The sequence below is a fragment of the Lacinutrix sp. C3R15 genome (assembly GCF_018860825.1).
Classification (GTDB): Bacteria; Bacteroidota; Bacteroidia; order Flavobacteriales; family Flavobacteriaceae; genus Oceanihabitans.
In genome coordinates, this window is the sequence record NZ_JAHKPZ010000015.1 from 167,024 (window position 1) to 193,234 (window position 26,211).

General features: G+C 32.9%; 25 protein-coding genes. 8 read left to right on the top strand and 17 right to left on the bottom strand.

The window, feature by feature from the left end:
• Positions 1 to 106 precede the first annotated feature (106 nt).
• The gene (locus KO494_RS06260) at positions 107 to 1,192 is read left to right on the top strand and encodes an L-dopachrome tautomerase-related protein (RefSeq protein WP_215966743.1); all 1,086 of its coding nucleotides are present in this window, start codon (positions 107 to 109) and stop codon (positions 1,190 to 1,192) included.
• A gap of 89 nt (positions 1,193 to 1,281) precedes the next feature.
• Positions 1,282 to 2,229, top strand: coding sequence for a septum formation inhibitor Maf (locus KO494_RS06265; protein ID WP_215966744.1), 948 nt, complete (start codon positions 1,282 to 1,284; stop codon positions 2,227 to 2,229).
• A gap of 244 nt (positions 2,230 to 2,473) precedes the next feature.
• Here KO494_RS06265 and KO494_RS06270 read toward each other — a convergent pair whose 3' ends face one another.
• From KO494_RS06270 to KO494_RS06285, 4 genes are all read right to left on the bottom strand, one after another.
• Positions 2,474 to 3,964 carry a cellulose synthase family protein gene (locus tag KO494_RS06270; protein WP_215966745.1) on the bottom strand — a complete coding sequence of 497 codons (1,491 nt, stop codon included), beginning with the start codon at positions 3,962 to 3,964 and terminating at the stop codon, positions 2,474 to 2,476.
• Entirely contained in the window at positions 3,961 to 4,653 is a 693-nt protein-coding gene (locus KO494_RS06275; protein WP_215966746.1) for a glycosyltransferase family 2 protein, read from the bottom strand. The genes KO494_RS06270 and KO494_RS06275 overlap by 4 nt, the downstream gene beginning before the upstream one ends.
• Positions 4,654 to 4,954: 301 nt before the next feature.
• A complete protein-coding gene (locus KO494_RS06280) occupies positions 4,955 to 6,544 on the bottom strand; it encodes a 4Fe-4S dicluster domain-containing protein (RefSeq protein ID WP_215966747.1) in 1,590 nt (529 codons plus the stop codon).
• A gap of 2 nt (positions 6,545 to 6,546) precedes the next feature.
• Positions 6,547 to 7,851 (bottom strand): NAD(P)/FAD-dependent oxidoreductase, encoded by a 1,305-nt coding sequence (locus KO494_RS06285; protein ID WP_215966748.1) that lies wholly within the window; start codon positions 7,849 to 7,851, stop codon positions 6,547 to 6,549.
• 94 nt (positions 7,852 to 7,945) lie between these two features.
• On the opposite strand from KO494_RS06285, the gene KO494_RS06290 reads away from it, so the two are divergent.
• Positions 7,946 to 8,953 carry a glycoside hydrolase gene (locus KO494_RS06290; RefSeq protein ID WP_252730339.1) on the top strand — a complete coding sequence of 336 codons (1,008 nt, stop codon included), beginning with the start codon at positions 7,946 to 7,948 and terminating at the stop codon, positions 8,951 to 8,953.
• 102 nt (positions 8,954 to 9,055) lie between these two features.
• Positions 9,056 to 9,793, top strand: coding sequence for a metallophosphoesterase family protein (locus KO494_RS06295; RefSeq protein WP_215966749.1), 738 nt, complete (start codon positions 9,056 to 9,058; stop codon positions 9,791 to 9,793).
• A gap of 29 nt (positions 9,794 to 9,822) precedes the next feature.
• On the opposite strand, the gene KO494_RS06300 is transcribed toward KO494_RS06295, so the two are convergent.
• From KO494_RS06300 to KO494_RS06345, 10 genes are all read right to left on the bottom strand, one after another.
• Positions 9,823 to 10,521, bottom strand: a complete 699-nt coding sequence (locus tag KO494_RS06300; protein ID WP_215966750.1) for a TIGR04283 family arsenosugar biosynthesis glycosyltransferase — start codon at positions 10,519 to 10,521, stop codon at positions 9,823 to 9,825.
• Positions 10,522 to 10,606: 85 nt separating this feature from the next.
• Positions 10,607 to 11,398, bottom strand: coding sequence for a DUF547 domain-containing protein (locus KO494_RS06305; protein WP_215966751.1), 792 nt, complete (start codon positions 11,396 to 11,398; stop codon positions 10,607 to 10,609).
• A gap of 40 nt (positions 11,399 to 11,438) precedes the next feature.
• The gene (locus tag KO494_RS06310) at positions 11,439 to 12,347 is read right to left on the bottom strand and encodes a sterol desaturase family protein (protein WP_215966752.1); all 909 of its coding nucleotides are present in this window, start codon (positions 12,345 to 12,347) and stop codon (positions 11,439 to 11,441) included.
• 49 nt (positions 12,348 to 12,396) lie between these two features.
• Positions 12,397 to 13,365 (bottom strand): arsenosugar biosynthesis arsenite methyltransferase ArsM, encoded by a 969-nt coding sequence (gene arsM / locus KO494_RS06315; RefSeq protein WP_215966753.1) that lies wholly within the window; start codon positions 13,363 to 13,365, stop codon positions 12,397 to 12,399.
• 86 nt (positions 13,366 to 13,451) lie between these two features.
• Positions 13,452 to 14,264, bottom strand: coding sequence for a purine-nucleoside phosphorylase (locus KO494_RS06320; RefSeq protein WP_215966754.1), 813 nt, complete (start codon positions 14,262 to 14,264; stop codon positions 13,452 to 13,454).
• Positions 14,257 to 14,871: a TIGR04282 family arsenosugar biosynthesis glycosyltransferase gene (locus tag KO494_RS06325; RefSeq protein ID WP_215966755.1), complete on the bottom strand. Its 615-nt coding sequence runs from the start codon at positions 14,869 to 14,871 to the stop codon at positions 14,257 to 14,259. Before KO494_RS06325 ends, KO494_RS06320 begins: the two co-directional genes overlap by 8 nt.
• 15 nt (positions 14,872 to 14,886) lie before the next feature.
• Positions 14,887 to 15,390, bottom strand: a complete 504-nt coding sequence (locus KO494_RS06330; RefSeq protein ID WP_215966756.1) for a rhodanese-like domain-containing protein — start codon at positions 15,388 to 15,390, stop codon at positions 14,887 to 14,889.
• Between the two features lie 2 nt (positions 15,391 to 15,392).
• Positions 15,393 to 16,457, bottom strand: coding sequence for an arsenosugar biosynthesis radical SAM (seleno)protein ArsS (arsS, locus tag KO494_RS06335; protein ID WP_215966757.1), 1,065 nt, complete (start codon positions 16,455 to 16,457; stop codon positions 15,393 to 15,395).
• 10 nt (positions 16,458 to 16,467) lie between these two features.
• Positions 16,468 to 16,803 carry an arsenosugar biosynthesis-associated peroxidase-like protein gene (locus KO494_RS06340; protein WP_215966758.1) on the bottom strand — a complete coding sequence of 112 codons (336 nt, stop codon included), beginning with the start codon at positions 16,801 to 16,803 and terminating at the stop codon, positions 16,468 to 16,470.
• Positions 16,804 to 16,885: 82 nt separating this feature from the next.
• On the bottom strand, positions 16,886 to 18,340 hold the full coding sequence (locus KO494_RS06345; protein ID WP_215966759.1) for a membrane dipeptidase: 1,455 nt from the start codon (positions 18,338 to 18,340) through the stop codon (positions 16,886 to 16,888).
• Between the two features lie 62 nt (positions 18,341 to 18,402).
• Between KO494_RS06345 and KO494_RS06350 the strand changes: the two genes are divergently transcribed.
• Genes KO494_RS06350 through KO494_RS06365 form a run of 4 tightly spaced genes read left to right on the top strand, consistent with a single transcriptional unit; the run spans position 18,403 to position 21,940 of the window.
• Positions 18,403 to 19,644, top strand: a complete 1,242-nt coding sequence (locus KO494_RS06350; protein WP_215966760.1) for a sodium:proton antiporter — start codon at positions 18,403 to 18,405, stop codon at positions 19,642 to 19,644.
• Between the two features lie 4 nt (positions 19,645 to 19,648).
• Positions 19,649 to 20,422 (top strand): xanthine dehydrogenase accessory protein XdhC, encoded by a 774-nt coding sequence (gene xdhC / locus KO494_RS06355; protein ID WP_215966761.1) that lies wholly within the window; start codon positions 19,649 to 19,651, stop codon positions 20,420 to 20,422.
• On the top strand, positions 20,415 to 21,461 hold the full coding sequence (locus KO494_RS06360; protein ID WP_215966762.1) for a hypothetical protein: 1,047 nt from the start codon (positions 20,415 to 20,417) through the stop codon (positions 21,459 to 21,461). The genes xdhC and KO494_RS06360 overlap by 8 nt, the downstream gene beginning before the upstream one ends.
• Positions 21,458 to 21,940 (top strand): nucleoside-triphosphatase, encoded by a 483-nt coding sequence (locus KO494_RS06365; RefSeq protein WP_215966763.1) that lies wholly within the window; start codon positions 21,458 to 21,460, stop codon positions 21,938 to 21,940. The genes KO494_RS06360 and KO494_RS06365 overlap by 4 nt, the downstream gene beginning before the upstream one ends.
• A 43-nt stretch (positions 21,941 to 21,983) precedes the next feature.
• Here the strand turns inward: KO494_RS06365 and KO494_RS06370 are convergent, their stop codons facing one another.
• The 3 genes from KO494_RS06370 to KO494_RS06380 form a co-directional block, all read right to left on the bottom strand.
• Positions 21,984 to 22,355, bottom strand: coding sequence for a hypothetical protein (locus tag KO494_RS06370; protein ID WP_215966764.1), 372 nt, complete (start codon positions 22,353 to 22,355; stop codon positions 21,984 to 21,986).
• Between the two features lie 123 nt (positions 22,356 to 22,478).
• The gene (locus KO494_RS06375; protein ID WP_215966765.1) at positions 22,479 to 24,806 is read right to left on the bottom strand and encodes a xanthine dehydrogenase molybdopterin binding subunit; all 2,328 of its coding nucleotides are present in this window, start codon (positions 24,804 to 24,806) and stop codon (positions 22,479 to 22,481) included.
• A complete protein-coding gene (locus KO494_RS06380; protein ID WP_215966766.1) occupies positions 24,799 to 26,208 on the bottom strand; it encodes an FAD binding domain-containing protein in 1,410 nt (469 codons plus the stop codon). Before KO494_RS06380 ends, KO494_RS06375 begins: the two co-directional genes overlap by 8 nt.
• Positions 26,209 to 26,211: the final 3 nt, after the last annotated feature.

The window sequence follows — 26,211 nt, forward strand, 5'->3', positions numbered from 1 at the left end:
TAACTAAGTGTCTTTTTTAAGGTTTTCCTTACTTTTTAAAGCTTGTTTATGTTCTGTAAAACAAATAATCTTTGTTATTTTTGAGTATTGAAAAACAACTATTCTTATGAAAAATATAATATCTCTCTCCTTGCTCTTATTTTGTCTTACTTCGTGTAAGCAAGCCAATAAAACAGAAGTAGAAACAGTTACTAAAACCCAAGACCAAAGCTCAGAAGTACAAATAATAGAAGTAGCTAGTTTTAAAGGGCAACAAGTAACAGGAGTTTCAGTTTCTAATGCAGGTCGTGTGTTTGTAAATTTTCCAAGATGGCGAGATGCTGTAGCTAATTCGGTAGTTGAAATCACAGCAGATAAGCAACAAAAAAGTTACCCAAATGCAAGATGGAACTCCTGGAAAATAGGAGATCCTGTTGTAGAAGATAAGTTTGTTGGTGTACAATCTGTGGTTGCTTTTGAAGATGCTTTATATGTTTTAGATACCAGAAGTCAGTTGTTTCAGGAGGTTTTAGATGCTCCTCGTGTTTTTGTTTTTAATTTAACTACTAACACTTTAAGTAAAACGTTTAAGCTTAGCAAAAACAGTTACCATCCAGATTCTTATATTAATGATCTGCGTGTGGATAAAAAGAAAAATAAAATCTATTTTACAGATTCTGGTCATGCAGGATTGGTGGTGTTAGATATGAATTCGGGTATTTCAAAAAGAGTTTTAAATGAGCATACATCTACAAGTGCAGAAATGACGCATTTAACTTTTGGGGATAAAAAATGGGAAAGAGCTATTCATTCTGATGGTATTGCTTTAGATACTAAAAACAATATACTTTATTATCATGCTTTAACAGGATATAGTTTGTTTTCTATACCAACCCATGCTTTTGATGATGAAGATGAAAATAAAATACAAGATCAAGTACATTTTGTAGCAAAAACAGCTGCTCCAGACGGCATGATTTTAGATGCTAATGGTAATTTGTATTATGCAGATTTAGAGCATAACAAAATACAGTATAGAAAACCAGACGCTAGTATACATACACTTGTAGAAGGTGAAGAAGTGAAGTGGGCAGATACTTTTAGTATTTATAATGAGCACTTGTATTTTACAAATTCTAGAATTAATGAAATTAATGGCGATATTTCTACAATGGTCTTTACTTTAAATAAGGTAGCCTTACCTGTGGAATAAATACTAAATGCTGTTTTAACTAAGGGTTAACTATGGTTGTGGTTGTTTTACTTTAATTTTGTATAACAGTTAAGCACAATCTATCTTTTATGAAAAGCTATTTAATACCTCTTTATTTCATTCTCTTTTTTATACTTTCTTGTAAGCAAGAAAAAAACAATGCAATACCTGTAAGTACAACAAATACTAGCACAGAAGATAAATTAGTTGTTGCTGTAAACGAAGACCTTGCAGAAAAAAAGGAATTTAATACGTATTGGTACTCAGGAAAAGCTGAACTTAGTAGTTATGAACTAAAACAGTCTAGGTATAATGAAATTAGAACAGGAGAAGTAGTATTAATTTTTGTTACAGAGCCTTTTTCTTTAAGCAAGCAAGTAAAATTAGATAATGCAAAACAAGCAGGAGAAGATAAAGTAACTGTCATGAAATTAAACCAAGTACGAAAATTTAATACTGGTATTTATGATTATTCTATTGTTACTTCAACTTTTACACCTATAGACTTTAAAAATCATCCGTTAACACTTAAAGCAACAACAAGCATACAAGAGTGGTGCGGACATACCTTTACCCAATTAAATCTAGACGATACGCAATATAACTTCAAGCAGTTTTCCTATTTTGAAGCAGATGGTGATGCCTCCCGAAAATTTAATGCTGCCTTATTAGAAGAAGATTTAATGGCACGCATTCGTATACAATCTGGACAATTACCTGTTGGTGAATTACAATTGATTCCTTCTACCATATATAGTAGATTTAACTATAAAAAAATGCAAGCGCATAAAGCAAAAATTAGTAAAACCGAAACAGAAACTGCCTTGCTTTATACCATTAGGTATTTAGATATAGATAGAAGTCTTAGTATTCAAGTAGAAAAAGAATTTCCTTATAAAATTTTAGAATGGACAGAAGGTGATGGTGATGGTTTACTTACAACAGCAACATTAAAATCAAGTTTAAAAGAGCCTTATTGGAATCAAAAAAGTGTAGCACACGAAGCAAAAAGGGAAGCTCTTAAATTAATTAAATAAAAGGTTGGTTTTGCTGGAGCTGGCTTGTTTACCTACAAAGGCAGTAATAAAACACTTTTTTTAAGAAACACCCATTGGGTAAGCCTGTGTTAGCGATTGATGCGGCATCCTTTTTTGCCATGAAAAGCAAAAAAGATATAGCGGAAAGCGCGACTTTTTATAAAACCGAAAAGTAAAGTGCCAAATTTGTTTTGGTATCTTGACTTTGCAGGTGTTTGTAAAAAGGAACACCCAAAATAAAAAACTATGCTTTTGAAGTTAAGGATTTAAAAAACACAAAACCAAAACCTACAAAAAGCATTAGGTGAAAAGGGAATAAACCAAAGTCTCCTCCTTGATCTCCAACTACAAAAGCACTGTACATACCAAATGCAAAATAAAGCATAAGTATACCTTCTATAATTACATTTGCAGAAATATTTTTCTTTAAATATTTATTGCCTTTCCAGCTATCTGTAAGGCTATTAATATTAAATTTTGGTGTACGTACAAATTCACTTCGTTTACCAAAATGCCCTTCTAAAACAGCAATAGAATTGTGTAGTGAAAAGCCCATGGCAATAGAGAAAAAGGTAAAGAAAAGTACAATGTATTGTATAAAGTTTTTTACTGTGCTACCATAGGTGTTTTTGTACATATACCAATAACATACAAAGAAAATAATAGTGCTTATTACAAAAAAGCTCATGACATAAAAGTATGGCTTTAAGTGTGCATATTCATTTTTAATATATAGCATTGGTATGCTTAAAATAGCTACAATAAGTACATTTAAAAACATGGTAGAGTTTAGTAGGTGTAAAAGACCATGCATTTTGGTTTTAGCAGAAATATTATTGCTTTTAAGTACTTTAAATAGCATTTTTCTAAAGTTTTCTGCGCCACCTTTGTTCCATCTAAATTGTTGTGAGCGTGCTGCACTAATTACCACTGGTAATTCGGCAGGAGTTTCTACGTTTTCTAGATACTTAAATTTCCAGTTTTTTAATTGTGCTCTGTAGCTTAAATCTAGGTCTTCGGTTAGTGTGTCTCCTTCCCAGTTTCCTGCATCTATAATACAGGTTTTACGCCAAACACCTGCGGTACCATTAAAATTAATAAAGTGTCCTTTACTGTTTCTACCAACTTGCTCTAAGGTAAAATGTGCATCTAAGGCAAAGGCTTGAATTTTTGTTAAGGTAGAATAGTTTCTGTTAATATGTGCCCAACGTGTTTGTACTACACCAACTTGTGCGTCTTTAAAATGTGGAATGGTTTGTAATAACCAATTTTTATTTGGAAGAAAATCGGCATCAAAAATAGCAATGAATTCTCCTTTAGCAATTTTTAATCCTTCTTTTAATGCACCTGCTTTAAAACCTTGTCTGTTGGTTCTGCAAATGTGCTTAATGTCTAAACCTTGTGCTTTTAGTTTTTCTATTTGTAAAGCTGTGCTGGCTACAGTCTCATCTGTAGAGTCATCTAAAACCTGAATTTCTAATTTGTCTTTTGGGTATTCTATTTCTGCAATATTATCTAACAAACGCTCCATAACATACAACTCATTATACACCGGAAGTTGTATAGTTACATAGGGTATTTCTGCCGTATTTTTTAAATTGAATTTTGGCGAATGGTCTTCTTTTTTCTGTGCAGCAATATAATTAAACAGTAGGTTTAGTTGCGCTAATGCATAAAAGAAAATTAGCAATAATGAAATAGTGTAAATGGTGATGATGATTGTTTCTAAAATCATTTTTTAAAGCTGTATTTAAAGATCCAACCTAATATTTTAATTCCTGCAAAAATACTTCCTTTTACGGTTCCTGAAACTTTAGAAACACCAATTCTGTTTCTGTAATGTACAGGAATTTCAATATAAGATAATTTTTGCTTAAGTACTTTTAATTGCATCTCTACGGTCCAACCATAGGTTTTATCTTCCATGTTTAAGGCTAAAAGCTTTTTGTATTTAATGGCACGAAAAGGACCAAGATCTGTAAATCTTGCTCCAAAAAAGAGTTTCATTAAAAATGTGGCTAGCCAATTACCAAAAATTTGTTGCGGAGTCATAGCACCTAATTCGCGTAACTCTTTAACTCTAGATCCAACTACAAAATCGGTATTGTTTTCTATAATTGGGGCTACTAATTTTGTTAATTCTTCTGGGTAATCACTATAATCACCATCTAGAAATACAATAATGTCTGGTTTTGTTTCTTGCTGTGCAATGTAATGCATTCCTTTTAAACAAGCATAACCATATCCTTTTTGATTTTCGGTTAAAACGGTTGCACCTGCATTTTCAGCATTTTTTTCTGTAGCATCTGTAGAGTTGTTGCTTACTACAATAATTTCAGAAACCGTTTCCGGAATGTCATGAATTACTTGAGATATAGCGTCTGCTTCGTTATAAGCAGGAATAATTACTTTTATTAGAGGCATTAATTTTTACTTAGGAAATGCAAAAGTACAATACTAATATTCATAATTAGTAATAATTGCTGCTGTTTCTTTAACATATTTTTTGGTTTTGTGGAGTTAGCATGACAAAATGCTACACTTTTTTAGTTTTAAGTGTAATTAATGTATCTTTTTTTACCTGCGCTTGTACAAGAATGCTTTTCATTGCATTTTGATTTTTAGGCAAGATGTTCATGAATTAGTAATTTGGTTACTAGTTTAGATTCCTATAACAATAAAAAATAGTTGTTTTGGGTATAAAGTTAAAGGGGGTGAGCTAAGTCTAATTTTTGTTCACATAATCCATTAAATCTACATCGTTACCTAAAAGGATTTCTGTAGGATTGATACGGCCTTGCATAGAATCGTTTTCTAGTTTTAAAACACCTCTAGGGCAAACAGCTGAACAGATACCACAACCAACACAGCTAGAACGTACAATATTTTCTCCTTTTTGTGCATAAGCTCTAACGTCTATTCCCATTTCGCAACTGTTAGAACAGTTACCACAAGAAATACATTGTCCGCCATTGGTAGTAATTCTAAATTTAGAAAATAAACGCTGTTGAAAGCCTAAAACGGCAGCCATTGGGCAACCAAATCTACACCAGGATCTGTTACCTAAAATAGGGTAAAAACCTGTGCCAATAACTCCTGAAAAAATAGAGCCTATGTATATACCGTAGGTAGACCTTAGTGTTCCTGCTTTTATAAAAAACACATTATCTGTAGTTCCTGTAAAATGAAGAATTAGTAATAAGGCAATAGTGGCAAAAAAACCGATTGCTCCATATTTTGCATCCTTACCAAATTCTTTGCCTTTAAAGTATAATACAGCAGTAAAAAGTAAGGTTAAGAAGCCAATTACTAAGGCGATAAATACGCCTCTTGTTAACCAAAAGTCATTACTGTCATATCCTAAATAGGTGTAAATCATAGCGGTTGTCATGACCACAGAAAACACTAAAACGGTGTGTATTAACCAACGTTCTAGTTTCCAAGCAGACATTTTTTTTGAGGATAATTGTCTAAAAGAATCTCCAGCTGTTTCTGCTAAACCACCACAACCACAAACCCATGAGCAGTACCAGCGTTTTCCATATTTGTAGGTTAAAATAGGTGAAATAACAAAGATGGAAATAATACCAAAAAGAAGCAATGCTAAACCAATAGTTCCGTTAGATAAAAAGCCGTTCACAGACCATTCATCAAAAATATAATAGTTAAGTGGCCACATAGATTTTAAATCGTAGTATGGCAAATCGTTATTCATTACATACATAAATTCAGGAATCAAAAAGGCGAAACCTAATTGAAAAAACATCACCGAAACGGTACGTACTTGTTGGTAGCGATTGTGTCTGTATTTTAGTATAAATTTGTATCCAAAGGCTAAAATAGCAACTGTATATAAGGTACCATAAACAAACCATTGGCTTGCTGCTCTGCCAGAAAGCAATTTGCTTAAGGGATCAAACAAACTAATTAAACCAGTGTTTGCTTCGCCATCTGTGGCTAAACCTAAATATTTAGGAAAAAAGTATAGTACAATATAGAATGTGGTAAGAATAACACCAACAATCCATCCCCAAACACCGCGAGAAGAAATAGATTTAAACCAAACACCATCATTTTTTATACCTTCTAGTTTATTAAGATAAGCACCTCTGGCATACCCAATTATTCCTAAAGAAATACAGCCTAAAGCAAGAGTTAAAAATAGAGCTTTGTTAGGAAAATTAGTATTTAAAAGGGCTAATGCAAGAATAAATAGTCCTATTACTCCTATAGCTAAGGCTATTTTTTGCTTGTTAGAAATATCTAAAGCATCCGGTTTTGCTAAAGACATGCTGTGATTTAATTTATTACTCATAATTAGGCGGTTTGAAATTGGTTGTTAAAAGCAGTTTGAATTGCTGTTTCATAATGGCTATATAATTCTGGGTCAAAATTAGCTTCAGCTAAGTGGTTTATTACATAAGCTACATCGCGTTTTTGGGTTAACCAGGTATCAAAGGTTTCATGACGCATTCGTATGCCAAAAGTATTTATACCTAAAAACAGGTTGGTGTCTTTATGGTAGGCAACTGTAATGCATTTGGTGTCGTCTTCATGTTTCCAATGAAAGTGTTTTTCGTATTCTGGTTTTCCTCTGCTTCCAAAAACCCAACCATAGGTTTGGTATTCTATATCTAAAAATTTGGCCGAATTAAACCAATGTCCTGGTTTGTATTCTCTTTTATTGCCACAAATTGTTTGAGCAAGTGTTTCTCCCATCATGCGTCCTGTGTACCAAACCGCTTCAATGGGTCTTCTATTGCCAATGGCTTTGTGTTGTTCTGCACAATCACCAATAGCATACACATCTGGAATGTTGGTTTCTAAAAAACGGTTTACCAAAACACCTCTTCCTAATTCAATTTTAGAAGTTTTTAAAAAGTCGATGTTTGGTGTAACACCAGCTGTTAAACCAACCACGTTGCATGCAATTTCTTCGCCTGTTTCTTCAATAATAATAGATTTTACGTTACCATTTTCATCGGCAACAATTTCTTTTAAATTGGTGTTTAAGCGTAAATCTATATGATGGTTTTTAATGTGTCTGTTAATCATTTGGCTTTCACCTTCTGGTAAAACACCATTCCAGAAACTGGTTTCTCTAACTAAAAAAGTAACAGGAATGTTACGCGAATTCAGCATTTCGGCAAGTTCAATTCCTATTAAACCTCCTCCAACAATTACAGCTCTTTTACATACTTTATTGTTGGGTGCATAGATTTCCAGATTGTCTACATCTTGTTTGCTATATAAACCTTGAGCACCTTTTAAGTCTTGTCCTGGCCAACCAAATTTGTTAGGTTTACTTCCTGTTGCAATAATGAGTTTATCATAGGTTACGCTGTCTCCTTCTTGAAAATGAAGTGTTTTATTATCGGTATCTACCGTTTTTACAAAACCTTGTTTTAGTGCTATTCTATTTTTCTCCCAAAACCAATCTTCATAGGGTTTTGTGTGTTCATATTTCATGTGTCCCATGTATATATACATAAGCGCTGTTCTAGAAAAGAAATGTTTTGTTTCTGCTGAGATTATAGTGATTTTTTTATCCGAGTTTTTTCTAATGTGCCTGGCAGCTGTTACTCCAGAAATTCCGTTTCCTATAATTACAATATGTTCCATAAAGTTGGTTTAGTTATCCGCTTTGTCGAAAGTTAAGTTAAAACCTTAAGGCAATAATTTCATTTTGTTTAATTTTGGGTTTAAATTAACAAGTATGCGTTTACTATTAAAGGTTGTTTTTTTTGTGTTTTTGTTTTCCTGTTCTATGTCTCCAATACGAAAGGAAAAAATTAATGGTGTGAGTTTTGTGGCCTCCAGAACGCTTGTTAAAGATACGCATATTGCTCCAGTAGTTAATATTCATGCCAATTATGCCGCAATAATGCCATTTGGTTTTATACAAGAATTACAAGATCCAGAAGTGGTATATAATAAAAACAGGCAGTGGTTTGGCGAAACTGTTTTAGGAGCAAAACAATATATTGAAGCGTTACAAAAGAAAAATATAAAAATCATGCTGAAACCTCAAATTTGGGTTAGAAAAGGGGAGTTCACAGGTTATATAAAAATGCAAAACGAAGAAGACTGGAAGCGATTAGAAACTTCTTACACCAGGTTTATTTTAGATTATGCCGCTTTAGCGGAAGAAACAAAGGCAGAAATTTTATGTATTGGTACAGAGTTAGAACAGTTTGTTATTAACAGACCCGATTTCTGGAAGCAATTAATTGTGGAAATAAGAAAAGTATATAAAGGAAAGCTTACCTATGCTGCCAATTGGGATGAATTTAAAAGAACACCTTTTTGGAGCGATTTAGATTTTATTGGTATTGATGCTTATTTTCCTGTGAGCGAAGAAAAAACACCAAGCCTGGAATCTTGTTTAGAAGGTTGGAAACCACACGTAGCCACTATAGAGTTTTTTTATAAAAACTATAAAAAACCCATTTTATTTACCGAGTTTGGTTACAGGAGTGTAGACTATGCAGCAAAAGAACCATGGCGAAGTGATAGGAGTATGACTAGTGTAAACCTTGAAGCACAAACCAATACTACCCAAGCGTTGCTGCAAACCTTTTGGAAAGAAGATTGGTTTGCTGGTGGTTTTATTTGGAAATGGTTTCATAATCACCATGAAGTAGGAGGGGAAACAAACAACCGATTTACACCACAAAATAAACCTGTAGAAAAAGTAATTAAAGAAGTGTATAAGGCATTTTAAGTTAATAATTTAGTAATGCACAAATAGGTTATTTAATTACTAAAAATAGGTTATTTACTAGTAGGTAAGTAATACATAAAACGAATACTGTAAAGAGAACACATGAAACATAGTAGAACACTGGTAATAGGAGATATTCATGGCGGATTAAAAGCTTTAAAACAGTTGCTTCAACGTATAGCGGTAACCCCAAAAGATAACTTTATTTTTCTTGGTGATTATGTTGATGGTTGGAGTGATTCTGCCCAAGTAATTGCGTTTTTGATAGATTTTTCAAAACAATATGATTGTACGTTTATAAGAGGAAATCATGATGTTTGGTGTATGCAATGGCTGGAAACAGGAAGCGTAAATGACTCTTGGTACTTACATGGAGGAAAAGAAACTATAGCCAGTTATAAAACCATTACCAATGCGGAAAAAAAAGAACATCTTCAGTTTTTTAAAGCTACAGAGCTTTATCTGTTAGATGCTAAAAACAGATTGTTTTTACATGCAGGATTTACCTCTATGCATGGTGTTGAAAGAGAAGTAAGTCCGGAAAGTCTTTATTATGATAGAACCCTTTGGGAGATGGCTTTAACTATGGATAAAAGTATTCCTAAAGATTCCATAATTTACCCAAATCGATTAAAGCATTACCATGAGATTTATATTGGTCATACACCAACCACTAATTTTAATAAGCACACACCTACTAAGGCGGTAAATATTTGGAATGTAGATACAGGAGCTGCATTTAAAGGAAAACTATCTGCAATAGATATTGATACTAAAGAAATCTATCAAAGTGATGAAGTATACACCTTTTACCTAAACGAACTAGGCAGAAATAAGTAGCCTAATTTAAAAGGTTATTCTGTTTTATGCTAATAAATATGCTTTTTGTAATAGGCATGCAAACTATCTGGAGAAGCACCAAGCCACTTTTTTATATAAATAGCCCAGAAGTGATATTGTAGTTTCCATACGCCATGTTTTTCATACAATCTAGCTGAGGTTTTAATCTTTTTATTAATAACAACAAATTGGTTGCGCTTATAGAGCTCGCTAATTAAAATATAGTCTTCGTAAATAATATAATCTTCATTAAAACCACCAATTTCGTAAAATAAAGCTTTTGTTATAAACTGACTTTGGTCACCTCCTCGACAAGCTTTCCAATTAAATTTAGTAAACCAACTTGCTAGCTGTAACCACCAATGGCTGCTATTAAATTGTAGCCTAAAGCAACCAGCAAGATGCTTTTTTTTTACTTCATTAAGTATTAGTTGGTCAAAGTTTTTTGGCGGAAAAGAATCGGCATGTAAAAAATATAAAATAGAACCAGAAGCAGCTTTAGCTCCAATATTCATTTGTTTGGCTCTACCTTTTTTAGCATGTAAAAGGTGAATTTTTAAATCTAAATTAGTTACAATTTCTTGAGATCCATCTGTGCTTCCTCCATCTACAACAATAATTTCTTTTAGGTTTTGTAAAGATGCATTGTTAGTTAAATGAAGCAGCAGTTTTTCAATATTCTCCGCTTCGTTCAACATTGGAATTATTATCGAAATGGAGTTTTTCATAGTTGGTCACTTAAAGTGAAAATAGGAGTCTACTTAATTTATTGCTTGATTGTGGATTCCTGCTTTCTCAGGAATAACAGTAAAGTTACTCATTTAAGCTCCAATTGTAATCTTTATAGCTTTTTTTTGCGTTGGAAGAAATTTGTACTTCAGCATAGGTGTTTAAAAAATCAATAAGGCTTCCGTTCTGTTTAAAATCTTTAGAAAACCATTGAAATATTTTTGAAATTTTAATGCTATCTGAAGCTATTTCGTTTCTGTTTTTATCTGCTAAAAAAGCTTTTGTAGCAGCAGTGAGCTGTTCTTCTAGTTTTGTAGCAGTAAAGGCTTGGTTTTGTAATTTCGGACAAGAAAAAGAAGCGCATACAATAGCAAAATGAATTCTAGGTTCGTTCATTTTACGTAAAATTTCATGCTCGATTTCATTTAAATTGTACCATTTTTCACCTAGTTTCCATAGTTTTTGATCCCAAGGGTCTTTAATGTCTTTGATGCTTTTTACAGGGTAATTTTTAATTATTAAATCTACTGTTAATGCATTGTATGCGTTAATCCAATACGCAAGTTTGTCTTTTTTAGTCCAAGTTTTGGTTGGCATGTTTTTACCTAAAGAGGTAATGTAAGCATGCAATTCTGTTGGGTTGTTTTTAAAAGCGATGTAGTTTACATGGCCTGTTTTAGAAACATTTTTTTGTAATAATGTATTCCATGCATCGTGATTAAAAGCTTCAGGAATTTTGTTTTTAGTAAGGACTTCTTGCGGTTTTACAGTAGTGGTTTCTGTTTTTTTAATTTGGTTACCAGGTGTTACTTGTTTGGCAAAAACACAAGAAGTGGTAACGAGAATTGTAAAAAGAATAAGACTAAAATGTTTCATGTAATTTGTTTTCTTTTTCGTCAATTCAAGACGCACTACCTTACAAAGCAGAAGGTTTATTTTTGGTGTTTTTATTTAAAGGATATAATTCTTGGCTAATAAAATCTTTAGGAAAATTTTCATCACCTTCAAAACCCAGTTCTATATCTCTACCATCATATGGTACATGATCTGTTTTAAAGAGATAATCCCAAATGCTTAGTGTAATTCCGTAATTAATCCCATCTGTTTTATCTTCTGGAAGTTCTTTTACATGGTGCCAAATGTGCATTTTTGGGTTGTTAAATACGTATTTTAAAATACCGTAATCCCAGCCTAAATTAGCATGGTTTAAATGGCCAACAGTTATAGCAAAAAAGTGTACAATTGCCACGTCTTGTGCATCAAAACCACCAATTATTGCTAATGGAATGTATAGCATAGATTTATAGATTACTGGTTCCATCCAATGGTAGCGTAAATGCGCAGCAAACCCCATTTCTTTTACAGAATGGTGTACTTTATGAAAGTTCCAAAATAGTGGAACTTTGTGTAGTAAGCGATGCGTGTTCCATTGTACAAAATCACTAATAATAAAGAAGATAAATAGACCTAGTGCTTTTGGTAAATTATCTACATCAAAGAGTTGAAAACTGGATATAGAAAGACCAATAGTAGCTAAAATATCATTAAAAAATTGGGCAGCAGTATTAGATAAGGCTATCAATACGATGAGGTTTAACAAAAAGAAATTGAAAAACATATAAAAAGTATCTAGCCAAAAATCTTTTCTAAAAACAGATTGATTTTTACGCCAAGGAAAAGCTATTTCTAATCCCCAAACTAATAATGAAATAATAATTAAACCATAAAAATAGTTGTCCCAATGGTTTAGTGTAATTAACTCGTTTTTAAGGTAATTCCAATACCCAGAATAGGAGTTTTTAATGATGTCTATGTATTTTTGCATAGGAGTAAAAGTAAAACAATTAGATTTTTAGTTATGTAACTTTAGATACCTAGCAACAGCCTCCACCATCATAATGGAAAGTAGATTCGCTAATAAAAATGTCTTCTCTATTTAAATTAGCTAATATGTTTGCGGTTTTATCGCAAATTGCCAATGGTTGATTTTTTAATAAAATATGACCTGCTTTGTCGTCAAAATAATCTTGATCACCAAAATAAATAGCGGCTTTTCCTGTAAATATGCATGGTCCATCACTAGGCATAGGGTCTTTAATAGCTGCGACTTCAATAGATTCAATATAGATTAATTCTTCTGTAGGATAGTTTTTAGGATCTAGAATTCTATAGGGTTTTCTAGCTCTTATTTCTATGGTTCCAAAACCTGCATCTGTTAATGCTTTTATGTAATCTGCAATAGGTAAGCTTCCGCTTAGGCAAAGTGCTCTTAATCTTTCATCGTTACGTAATTCGTCATTCATGGGTTGTTCGCAAGTAGGATCACTCATAACCAGTCTTCCGTGTGGTTTTAAAACACGATACATTTCAGCTATAGCCTTCTTTAAATCTTCGGCTTTAAAAATATTAAACAAACAATTTTGAGCAGCTACATCAATAGTATTATCTGCAACAGGAAGATGCATAGCGTCTCCTTTTTTAAGGGTAACAAATTCCGATGTAAACCAAGGGTTTTGTGCTTCTGCTTCTACAAAGTTTTTTCTGGAAGCTTCTAACATTTCATCTACAACATCCACACCAATCACACCACCTTTTTCACGATTAAAATAAGCAAATTGTAGAAGTTCCATGCCTCCGCCCACACCAACATATAGTGTTTTTGGATTGTTAGTTAAATCACGTGCATGTACCGTAGAGCCACAGCCGTAATTCATTTCTTGCATTATTTTAGGGATTTTTAATCCTGGTAATTCCCAAATAGGGTTTGTGGTACAACATAGCCCTACGTCTGGAGTTAATGCTGCTTCTTTGTATACGTTGTGTGTGGTTTTTAGGTAGCTCATTTTCTTTTTTAAGACAAAAAAATAAGAGAAAAGAATCAACGTTTATACAAGAGTTTATCTTGGTTCTTTTGTCTCAAATCTTGGTTCTATAATTTTGATATTAATTCTTTAAATAATGTAATCATGTCTGGCTCTGCTTTTGCAGCCATAGCAATAATTTCATCAATATTTACAGGTTTTAGATTATTTGGGTCGCATTCATCGGTTAAAACGGATACAGCAGCTACTTTTAATTTTAAATGATTAGCAACAATAATCTCAGGAACGGTACTCATACCAACCGCATCTGCACCAATAATTTTAAGCATTTTGTACTCTGCTCTGGTTTCTAATTGTGGGCCAACTACGCTTACGTAAACACCTTCGTGAAGTTTTATGTTGTTTGCTTTGGCAATACTTTTAAAAGTGTTGTTAATTTCAGCATCATAAGGAGCACTCATATCCACAAAACGTTCTCCTAATTCTGAAACCCCTTTAAATGCTAAAGGAGAGCTTCCTTGAAGATTTATATGGTCTTCAATTAGCATTAATTCGCCTTTTTTAAAGTCTGTATTTATCGCTCCAGAAGCGTTAGAAACTAAAAGGGTTTTAATTCCTAATTTTTCCATAATACGAACAGGGTAGGTGACGTCTTGTAAGGTATAGCCTTCATATACGTGAAAACGACCTTGCATGACTATTACTTTTTTATTTGCTAATTCACCATATATAAGTTTTCCTCTGTGAAACTCAACTGTTGCTGTAGGAAAATTTGGTATGTGGTTATAACTTACTTCTTTTATAATGGTTATTTCATCTAAAAGTTTTCCAAGTCCTGTGCCTAGAATGATTCCTATTTCTGGTTTTTCAAACCCTTTTTCTTGTAGGTATTCTACGGTTTCGTTTATATATTTAATCATTTTGATTTATAAGTTTTTTTAATACGGAATTGTGCTCCATATCTTCAAAAGTATCAATATCATTTAACTTTTCTAGTTGGTGAATCTTAAATTTTTGTAAATCTTTCATGGTGTCTTTAAAAACAGAGGAAGTTCCCCATGCTTTGTTTTTAAAAACAGCAGCGTGTAAAGTTTTCATACCTAATAAATAATAACCACCATCTTTTGCTGGGCCAATAACAACATCTCGGTTTTCCAGTTTTTTAAATGCTTCCTGAATGTGTTTTTCTTTTAAATCGAATAAATCACTACCAACAATTACTACTTTTTCATAATTGTTGTGGAATGCATCTTGAAAAGCATGAAGCATTCTATAGCCTAAATCATCGCCTTTTTGTTGGTGTTTTTGGTAGATGGCATTATCCCAAATGTCTTGATCACGCACTTTTACCGAGTAGTAAACCGCTTTGTCACTTGCTATGTTTCTAATTGTTTTTTCTGTATGCTTTAATAAAAAAGTGTAGATTTTTAAAGCGGAAGCGTTACCAATAGTTTTTGCTAAACGTGTTTTTACCTTCCCTAGTTCTGGGTTGCGAGTAAATATAATGATGAGGTTTTGGTTTTTCACGCTTGCTTACTGTTATTAATCATTATAAATTTTATTTCCTTTTAAAAGCCATGTACTCCATGCTTTAGAAAAGGTATGTATGTTTTCGGTTTGCTTATTTTCTAGATTATATACAGAGAAGTTGTTGTTTTTCCATTCAAAAATACCTCCATATAAATTAAAAATATTGGTGTAACCAGCGTCTTTTAGTTGTTGGGCAATTTTTTCAGACCGAATACCTAAAGAGCAATACACCACAATTTGCTGTTGTTTGTTTTGTATTTGTTTTGTTGTTTCTTGTAAATTGAAATGCGTATAACCAACATATATAGCATTTTTTATATGACTTACTTGGTATTCTTGCCATTCACGTGCATCTAAAACAATCGCTTCTGTTTTAGGCATTGCTAATTCTTGAACCGAAATATAAGGAACACTTTTAGTGTTGTATTTGTTTAATAACTGCGAAAGACTTTCTTGTGCAGTACTTGGTAATGTTGCCAAATAAAAGAGTAGTATGCTTATTAATTTATATTTCATACTTAGGCTACTGTTCCTTGACAACTACTTCCTGCACCAGCAGTACAACCGTAACAATGTTGTGATATTATAATGTCACGACCTTGTAGCAACTCTTCGTTAAAATCTGAAATATGTTTAGATTTACTATTTACAGGCAATTCTAACATTTGGTTAAAATCACAATCGTATAAATAACCATCCCAACTTACAGAAATGGTATTGGTACACATCACGTTTGCAACAGCAGAAGGGTTGTATGCCTCTACTAAAGAATACATGTAATCTTCGTAATTTTCTGAAGCTATAAGGTAGTCTAAAAATCTGCTAATTGGTAAATTTGTGATTGCAAATAAGTTGTGAAATTGTATGTTAAAATCTTGTGCCAGTGCTTTTTTAAAGTCACGTTCCAGAGCAGCTTGATCTCCAGGTAAAAAGGCTCCTGATGGATTGTAAACCAAATCTAATTTTAAATCGCTACCTGGCATGCCATAACCAACAGCGTTTAATTCTTGCAATGCTTGTATAGATTGGTTAAAAACACCATCACCACGCTGTTTGTCTGTTTTTCCTTTGGTCCAATGTGGCATAGAGGAAACGACATGAACATTATATTTTTTAAAAAACTCTGGTAGATCGTAGTATTTTTTGTTTGCGCGAATAATAGTAAGGTTAGAACGAACAATAAAATCTTTAATTCCAGCTTTAGAAGCTTCTTCTACAAACCATTTAAAATTAGGATTCATTTCTGGAGCTCCACCTGTTAAATCTAAGGTGTGTGCTTCCGTAGTTTTTATAACCTCTAAGCATTGTTGCATGGTTTCTACAGTCATTATTTCTTTTCTGTCTGGACCAGCATCTACGTGGCAATGTGTGCATACTTGATTGCACATATAACCAACGTTAATTTGAAGTATTTCTAGTTTTTTAGCACGTAAAGGAACAAGATTGGTTTCTCTTATTTTTTTTGCAAAAGTCGGTAACTCGCCAGTTTTAAATATTCCGTTAGAAAGTATTTCTAGTTGTTTTTTAGCCTGAGCTAAGTCGCTGTCTTTTTTATGAAGAGATTGTGTTTTTAATTTGGTCATATAATTACTATTAACCATCTAATTTATTCACTTTATTCATCATTTGTACGCCATGCACTAAGGTGGCTCCGCTTTTAATAGCAGCTCCAACATGAATGGCTTCCATCATTTCATCTTTGGTAATACCACGTTGTAAGCCATCTTTGGTGTATGCATCAATGCAATAAGGGCATTGTTCTGTGTGTGCTACAGCTAATGCTATGAGTGATTTTTCACGAGCAGTTAATGCTCCTTCTTCAAAAACTTTTGCGTAATAATCAAAGAATTTGTTTCCTAGTTCTTCACTCCATTCTGTGATTTTTCCAAATTTTTTTAGATCTGCAGGATCATAATATGTTTTTTGCATTTTGTAGTTATAAAAGGGATTCTAAAAAATGAATATACTGTTTCTGTCGTTAAGAAATAGAAAACTTAACAAAAAAATAGGTTTATTTAAAGTTTGTTTTTAAAAAGGTTTCGGCATTTAAAAAGAGTACACGATCTATTATTTCTTGCGCTGAAATTTGATTTATAGCAATTAAGTTTTGGGTGTTTTTTTCTAGATATTGTTCTGCTTTTTCTACCAAATAGGGTTCTATGTCTTGGATGTTTTCACTAGTCCATAGTCCTTTAATAGGGTTTACAATGCCATCAAAATCAGATCCTATTGCTATTGTTTCCCAGCAAAAAAGCAGGTTTTTGTTTAGTATTTCTGCACAGTGTTGTATTTGGTTCCATACTAATTCTGATTTGTTTTTTAGTCTGCTTTTTTTGTTAGGTATATAGATTCTAGAACTTCTAATAGCTTTTCTACTTGCAATTCTTCTTTCGTCTAATTGGAGACCAAAAATTCCTTTAGATTTAGCAATGCGAAGTATTTCTGCATCATAAAAATTAATATCTACATCACTAAATGCTTCGCTTAAAGGGGAGTCTTTTTCTGTCCATGCTTCAATAGATCGTTTTCCGTTTACCGCACCATGACTAACAATTATAGGAATGTTTTGGTCTGCATATTTGGTTTCTAATAACTTGTAATAGGTTTTTCTGGCAGGCGTACTCATGTGTTTTACGTCTATGAGTATGCGTTTGTTATTTGTGTTGTCTAAAAGTTTGTCTATTACTTTAAAACCTAGCGCTGTAATGTCTGTATTAAGTCCTCTGTTTTGGTTGTCTTTTATAGCACCAATATTAATACTTCTTGCGTGTCCGCAAATTTCATTGTAAAAGTGATGTGCTAAGGTTATAAAAAGGGGTTTGTGTGCCCATTTTTTTACTGTGTCAATATTATCTAAAACGGTTTGCTCATTTGCTGTGTTTACGTCTTTTAATAAGCCGGTTTCAAAAGCATGAGCGCCTTCAATAGTTGGTATTAGGCTAATGATTTTTCTGGTGTTTGTAGATTTTGCTATGTTTTCTTCTACTTCAGTAAAGCTATTCGTTAGCCTATAGGTGTAGTTTATATCATTAATTTTTTGTGCAAAGTTATGTAATTGTAGGTAGTAATTATATTCATCCAATAGGTCTTGAAAATAACTATTATGACTCCTTATGTTATCAATTCTTGAATGGCTAACTCCTGCTGCAAGATTTACCAGAATATCAGAAATAAACTTAAAGCCTAACATTCTTCTTTTTAAAAAATGTTTTTCAAAAGGATATAAAGAAATTACAACAACTTGACAATTTGCTTTAGCTAACGCAGTTAAGTCTGTTTGTGTAAACTTTGTTAAGGTAAGTATTTTGTTTACTTGACGTTCTAAAAAGTTTGGCGGACTATAATGCCAAATAGAATTTTTTCTTCCAGCGTTTAAATGGTTTTGTTTGGTAGGTTCGTATTTAAAACTCTTACCATAAGGTTTTAATGCAGGATGACAATGTAAATCTATATATGCCCTTTTCATAATAGCGAATTAATGGTAGTTAAAAGATATAAATTTTTAATTTAGCAGTAAAAATATTTTTTATGGATTATTTTGTAATCGCTTCTGTATTAGTGCTTATATCTGCAATTTTTGGATATATAAATGTACGATTTTTAAAAATGCCAAATACTATTGGCTTAATGTTAATAACCATAGTGTTTACTCTAGCTGTATTTGCATTGAGTTATTTTGACGATACCTTGCTAAATGCCGAACGATTTATAATAACTCACATAGATTTTAAAGCTGTATTATTAGATGTTATGCTTAGTTTCTTGCTTTTTGCTGGCGCATTACATACTAATTTTGAACAGCTTAAAGTACAGCGTTGGCCAGTTTTAGTTTTTGCTACTTTTGGTGTTGTAATCTCTACTTTTCTGGTTGGTTTAATTATGTTTTTAGCATTACCAATTGTTGGTTTGCATGTAGATTTTATTTACTGTTTGTTATTTGGTTCTTTAATTTCACCTACAGACCCTATTGCTGTTTTAGGAATTCTAAAAAAAGCAGGAGCACCTAAAAAATTAGAAACAAAGATTGTTGGTGAATCTTTATTTAATGATGGAGTAGGTGTAGTTGTATTTTTAACCATTTTTAAAATTGCAGACTTAGGAATTGAAAATGTTACCGTTTTAGAGGTGGTAGAGTTGTTTGGTGTAGAAGTTATTGGAGGTATTGTTTTAGGGTTGATTTTAGGATGGGTTACGTATCGATTAATGCGATCTATTGATGATTATGATATTGAAGTCATTATAACACTTGCAGCAGTAATGGCAGGAACGGTTTTAGCACAAAAACTACATATTTCTGCACCTTTAGCAATGGTTACTGCTGGGTTGGTTGTTGGTAATGATACCGTTAGAGATTCTGCAATGTCTGAAACTACAGAAACGTATGTAGATAAATTTTGGGAGTTAATAGATATACTTTTAAATACTGTTTTATTTGTTTTAATTGGTATGGAAATGCTTGTTTTAACTTTTGAAATGGAATATTTATTAGCTGGTTTAATTGCTATTCCTTTAGTATTATTATGTAGATATATCTCGTTACTAGCGCCAATAAAATTCTTTGAAAAGAAATTAGACTTTGTGCCAAAAACCAATTTAATTATGACTTGGGGAGGATTACGTGGCGGAATTTCAATAGCATTAGCTTTAGGACTTACACAAGTTATGGAGCGTGATTTGTTTTTAGTGATTACTTATGTCGTTGTTGTGTTTTCTATACTAGTACAAGGAATGACTGTTGGTAAATTGGTAAAAAAAGTTGAAGTAAAATAAGTGTATGCAAAACTGGATTTCTCTTTTAGCAAAATTTAAAGAAAAGCAAATTCCCGTTGCTTTAGTAACAGTAACCAAATGTTTAGGTTCAACACCTTGCGTTGTTGGGTCTAGAATGTTGGTAACTGCAGATAAACAAATTCATGGTACTGTTGGAGGAGGAAAACTAGAATTTAAAGCCATAGACGAAGCGATTATTGCATTAAACGAAAATAGAATTATCGAATCAAGTTACACATTAGGTCCAGAATTTGAACAATGCTGTGGCGGAAAAGTGGAATTTATTATTGAGCCTATGCATCAATCTCCAAAATTATTTTTATTTGGAGCAGGACATATTGGAATGGAAATTTGCAAGCTCTTAATAGATACACCTTTTAAAGTGCATCTTATAGACTCTCGTGACAATTGGTTTGCTAATTTAGAATTAGATGAAAGTATAACTACACATCAAACCAGTGAAACAGATTTTAAAACCTTTAAAGATGCTGTACAATGGGGAAGCAATTGTTATGTTTTGGTTTTAACACATAATCATGTAATCGATTTTGATATTATAGCTATGGCTTTACAAAACGAAACTAAATTTCTAGGCTTAATAGGTAGTAAAACTAAAAAAGTGCGCTTTCATAATATGCTTATTAAAGAAATGCATATTCCTGAAGGGATGACCAATGTAGTTTGCCCAATAGGCTTAGATATAGGAGGAGATACACCAAAAGAAATTGCTATTAGCGTTGTTGCACAATTACTACAAACACATTACAAAAATGAGTAATGTCATTCAGAAGGAAACAAAGAATCTTTTAAAACAAAATAATAAGTCTATCATTGATAAACTCACTGCACTTTGGGCTTTAAATGAGTCTGGATTAGGTGGTTTTTTACATGTTTTTAACTCGCCATTTACAGGGTTGATTGTTGGTGGAATTGCTATTCTGTTAATTAGTTTAATTGCTTTTTATGCTAAAAATAAATGGCAAGCCATTTTAAAAGCTTTAGTAATTGTATTGATTATAAAAATGGCAGTGAGTCCGTATTCGCCATTTACAGCATACATTTCTGTGAGTTTTCAAGCTGTTTTGGGAGCCTTTTTATTTTCTAACTTTTCCTGGAAAGGGGGAACATTAGTAGCTTTAGGAATAGTAACCTTTTTGCAATCTGCACTTCAAAAATTATTAAAACTCACCATTATTTATGGTACAGATTTTTGGGAAGCCATCAATATTTATGGTACTTGGATTCAAGAAAAAATCAATTTTATAACAGACACTTCTACAACATCGGTTTTAATTAGCATTTACCTTTTGGTGTATGGTGTTGGTGGCCTTTTAGCAGGATTATTCATTAAAAGTGTAATAGTAATTATTTCTAAAAAAGAAGCAACCGCTTTTTATTTGAAGCCTATGCATGTAACTTCCGAAGAGAAGAAAACAAATAAAGCCATAAGATTCAAGGTAATTTGGATTTGGTTTTCTACTGTTACAGTAATTGTTTTGGCATTTACTTTTTTTGGTGGAGCTTTATTTGGGTGGCAAAAAGCAATATATATTATTGCTAGAAGTTTCTTGTTTTTAATACTTTGGTATTTGGTTTTAGGACCTTTTGTTTTAAAAATAATTCGAAAATATCTCACCAAAAAAGAATCTAAATACCAAGAAGAAATTACCAGTGCTTTGGATTTGTTTCCGTATTTCAGGCAAATTCTTAGCTTAACTTGGAAAGAGACAAAACACTTAAACGGCTTTACGCGATTTAAATATTTTATTGCCAATAGTATTTCTAATTGTATTCATTTTAAAATTGCTTCAGAATGATATTTATTCTAACAGGTAAAATTAGAACCGGAAAAACAACAACGTTACTAGATTGGATTAGCAATAGAAGCGATGTGGATGGATTGTTGTGTCCAGATGGTGAAGATGGAAAACGCTATTTTTTTAAAATTAAAGCTAACGAAACATTTAAATTGGAAACGGAAGCAGAATTGGAAACGGAAAATGTAATTAAAATTGGTAGTTATATTTTTTTAGAAAGTGCTTTTGTAAAAGCAAATGATTATTTGATTTCTGTTGCTTCAAAAACAAAATGTAAATATGTAATTATAGATGAATTAGGAAAACTAGAATTAAAAAATGAAGGTTTGCATCGTTCTGCGGAAGCCTTAATTTCTTCATTCAAAAGCAATACAATACAACATCTAATTCTTGTAATTCGTGATTATTTATTAGAGGATATTTTGATACATTATAATATAACTGAATATTCGCTTTTGAAAAAAGAGGACTTAAAATAATGGTAAGACTTTGTCATTCCGCAGTTAATGCATCATCCGTTTCTTAACTAAAAAGCGTCTCACTCAACGCGTAATAAATTGCCATAATTGCAGAGAAAATAGCACTTCCTAAAAATCGCCATTTTAGTTTAAATCGGTTTTGAATAATATAATTTGCAATAAATGAAATGGGGATATTCACTAAAAATGACCAAAAGGCAATTGCAACTAAGTTAAAGCCAATCGCTTCAAACTGACCAGAAAACAATTTGATAAATAACAAATGTCTAGCAATCCATAAAGGATTAAAATAGGCTATAGCTAAAATGGTCTTGGTTACTGTTGCTTTAATTCCTTTTAAAAATTGCGTCTTTTTTACAATCCAATCAAAATAATTAGGGATTTCAAAAGCGTAAAATGTGGCGCCAATAAACATTATTCCTAATAGTCGAAACCACGAAAATTCACCTAATAAAAGTGCTGCAATAGAATCGCCAGCACTATAAATTAGAGCGCCTTTAAGGATGTTTTGTTTTTTGTAGTGCAGTGCGATAAGGCTTTATTGTTTTTGGTATAGACCAGTTAAAACCTTTTCGGGCGTCATTGGTGCATGAAACTTTACATCATAATTGGGGTTAAACGCTTTAATGGCATTTTGAAGTGCAAAATAAGCGCCAATACCATACATTAAAGGAGGCTCGCCAACAGCTTTCGATTTTAAAATAGCCATATCATTTCCTTCCGTTTCTACAGGGATCACTTCTACCGTTTTTGGTACAGAAAAAATATCTGGAACTTTATAGGTGGATAATGCATTAGATAATAATCTTCCGTCTTTATTATAGGCAATTTCTTCTAGTGTCATCCATCCAATACCTTGAATTAAAGCACCTTCTGCTTGTCCTAGGTCAATGCCTTCACTCATGCTTTTCCCATAATCGTGTACAATCTTTACGCTGTCAAATTCATAAGTGCCACGCGTACAATCTATGGTTGTTGTGGTGATTGCTGTTCCGTAAACATGATAGGCAAAAGGATGTCCTTTTTCTTTGGTTTTATCAAAGTGAATTTCTGGTGTTGCATAGTGTGCATTTTCGGTTAAAGCAACACGTTGTAACATGGCTTTACTAATGAGTTGTGTCCAAGTTAAATTAGACTTTTCACCATTAACATAAACTGTTTCCTCTTTTAAAGTGATGCTTTTTTCTGAAGTATGTAATGCCTCTGAAGCTACCGTTTTTAAACGTTCTAAAAGCGATTTGCAAGCCATTAACGTTGCTTTTCCGTTTAAATCTGCTGTTGAGCTTGCAGCAGAAGGAGAGGTGTTTGCAACTCTAGTTGTATTGGTGCTTTCTATCTTGATTTTTTCAATAGGAATGGAAAAAATAGCAGCAGCAATTTGCATCATTTTGGTGTTTACACCTTGACCCATTTCTACAGCAGCTGTGCTAATACCAATACTTCCATCTAAATAAATATGCACCAATGCACGTGCATGATTCATTGGTGTATTGGTAAACGAAATACCAAAGGTAATAGGCATAAACGAAATCCCTTTTTTAAAAGCCGTATTGTTTTTATTGAAATCTGCAACCTCTTGTTCTAAAGCATCAATATTGAATATGTTTTTAGCAGTATGCCATGTGTTTTTAGCTTCTACTTTTTTAGCAATTTGTCCGTACGAAAATGTGTCGTTTTCATCTAGTAAATTCGCTTCTTGAATTTTTCTTGTTGGAACACCAATTTCGTGAGCCGCTTTCGCAATAGCAGACTCAATAACAAACATACCTTGTGGTCCTCCAAAACCACGAAACGCTGTGTTTGGTGGTAAATTGGTTTTACAACTTAATACTTTAGTGGTTACGTTTGGCACGTAATAACTATTGGTTGCGTGAAATAAGGTACGCTCAGCAATGGCAGGAGATAAATCTGCAGCAGCTCCAGAATTTTGTAAAAACTCGGTTTGGTACGCTAGGATTTTTAAGTCTTTTGAAAGTCCGATTTTATAGGTGCTTTCATATGGATGACGTTTTCCAGTCATACGTAAATCGTCATGGCGATTAAGGATTAATTTTACCGACTGATTTAAATGATACGTTGCCAAAGCAGCCATAACTGCCCAAGGTGTTGCTTGGTCTTCTTTACCACCAAAACCACCACCAAGGCGCGTAACATCGACTTCTATTTTATGCATTGCTACACCTAAAACTTGTGCTACTGTTTTTTGTACAGCTGTTGGTCCTTGTGTTGAGGAGGTAATTTTAATATTTCCATTTTCTAAAGGCTCTGCATAAGCACCTTGCGCTTCAATATATAAATGTTCTTGTCCGTTGGAAAAGGTTTCGCCTTCAAAAATATAGTCGCAATCGGCAAATGCTTTTTCTGTGTTTCCTAAGCTAAAAGATCGAGGTGCGTTTATAAAACTACCTTTTGCTTTTGCTTCTTTTGCAGTTGTAATTACTGGTAAATCTTCAATATTTATTTCGATTAAATCTCTTGCTTTTCGTGCAATAAACTCAGATTCTGCAACAATTAGCGCAATTGGCATGCCCCAAAAATGCACTTCATCTTCAGCAAACAAAGGTTCGTCTGCTATAATGCCACCAATTTCATTTTTTCCAGGAACATCTTTGTAGGTAAAAATACGTTCTACACCTTGTAAAGCTTCCGCTTTTGTATAATCGATGCTTTTTATTTTTCCGTGTGCTTTTGGTGCGTCAAAAACCACAGCGTGAAAGGTGCCTTGTCTAATATTCACATCGTCAACATACAAAGATTCTCCACGAACATGTGTGTAAGAATCGAGGTTTTTAATGCTTTTTTTTAGCGCAATAGAAACCGCTTCTAATTTAGTGTCTAGTTTAATATTTGTTTTGTTTTTATGCATGCTGAAGAAAGTCTTTTAAAGTGAATTGCTTCGGAAATAAGGTTGTAAAATGTGCAAAAAATAATTGTCTTGCTAGCAAGCGTTTATAATCGTTTGTGCCACGAACATCACTAATAGGAGTGATTTCCTTTTGAAGGATGTCGTTAGCTTCAATTATAGTTTCTGTAGTCAATGGTTTTCCTGTTAAAAAGGCTGAGGTTTCGTGCAAATATTTTGGAATTGCAGCAACGCCACCAATAGAAATATGCGCTTCAGAAATGGTTTTATTTTCTATTGAAAGATGTATAGCAGCATTGACACTAGCAATATCTAAATGGGTTCGTTTGCACACTTTTTCAAAATTAAAAAAGCTATCTTTAGTTGGTAGTTTAAAAGAAACAGCTTTTAAAAGTTCTCCTTCTTTTAAATCGAATGTTTTATAGCCTTGGTAAAAGTTTTTAAGAGCAATGGTTCTTTCTTTTTCTTCAGTATTTAATATCGTAATAGTACTATTAAGAGATAATAAAAATATGGTCATGTCTCCAATAGGAGATGCGTTAACTAAGTTTCCGCCTAAGGAAGCCATGTTTCTAATTTGCTCAGAAGAAACGAGTTTTAGGTGTTTTTTAAGGTTTGGAAAATAGCTGTTAATTTCAGTATGATTCCATAGGTCTGAAACTGTTGCGTTGGTTCCAATAGTGCATATTCCATTTTTAATGGTAATGCCTTTTAAATAGTCTTTTTCTGCAATAAGATGTACTTCATTATCTGCTAAATGATCGGCTTGTTGTACATATAAATCGGTTCCACCAGAAATATATTTTCCTTTTGGCTGGTTTAAATCATTAGCCTCAATGTCTTTTAAACGTTTTGGAATAGTTTCAAAATAGGCAGGAATAAATTCATTTTTAATTAACCAATCTAAAGAATTGTTTTCTTGAGTTTTTAGTTTGTCAACCAGTTGCTGTGCTGCTTTTTCAATAGACTTATATCCTGTGCACCTACAAATATTTCCGCTTATAGCATCAATGGCATTTTTATAATTTTTTTCAGAATCAGACAATGCAAAACCAGTAAGGGAAACTACAAAGCCAGGAGTGCAAAAGCCGCATTGTGTCGCGTAATTTGCTTTCATGGCTTCTTGTGCTGTAGTTAATTTGTCTTGTAGGTTTGTACCTTCAACCGTTACTACGTGTTTACCATGTGCATTTCCTAAAGGAGAAATACAGGAAGTGATACTTTGGTATTTTATAGTGTCACCATTAGGTGTTCCAACTAGTAGTGTACAGGCGCCACAATCGCCTTCGCGACAACCAATTTTGGTTCCTGTAAGCCGTTGTTGGTAACGTACAAAATCTAATAAGGTCATTCCAGAATGCTCTGTAGTACTTATGGTTTTGTTATTTAGGATGAAGGTAATCATATA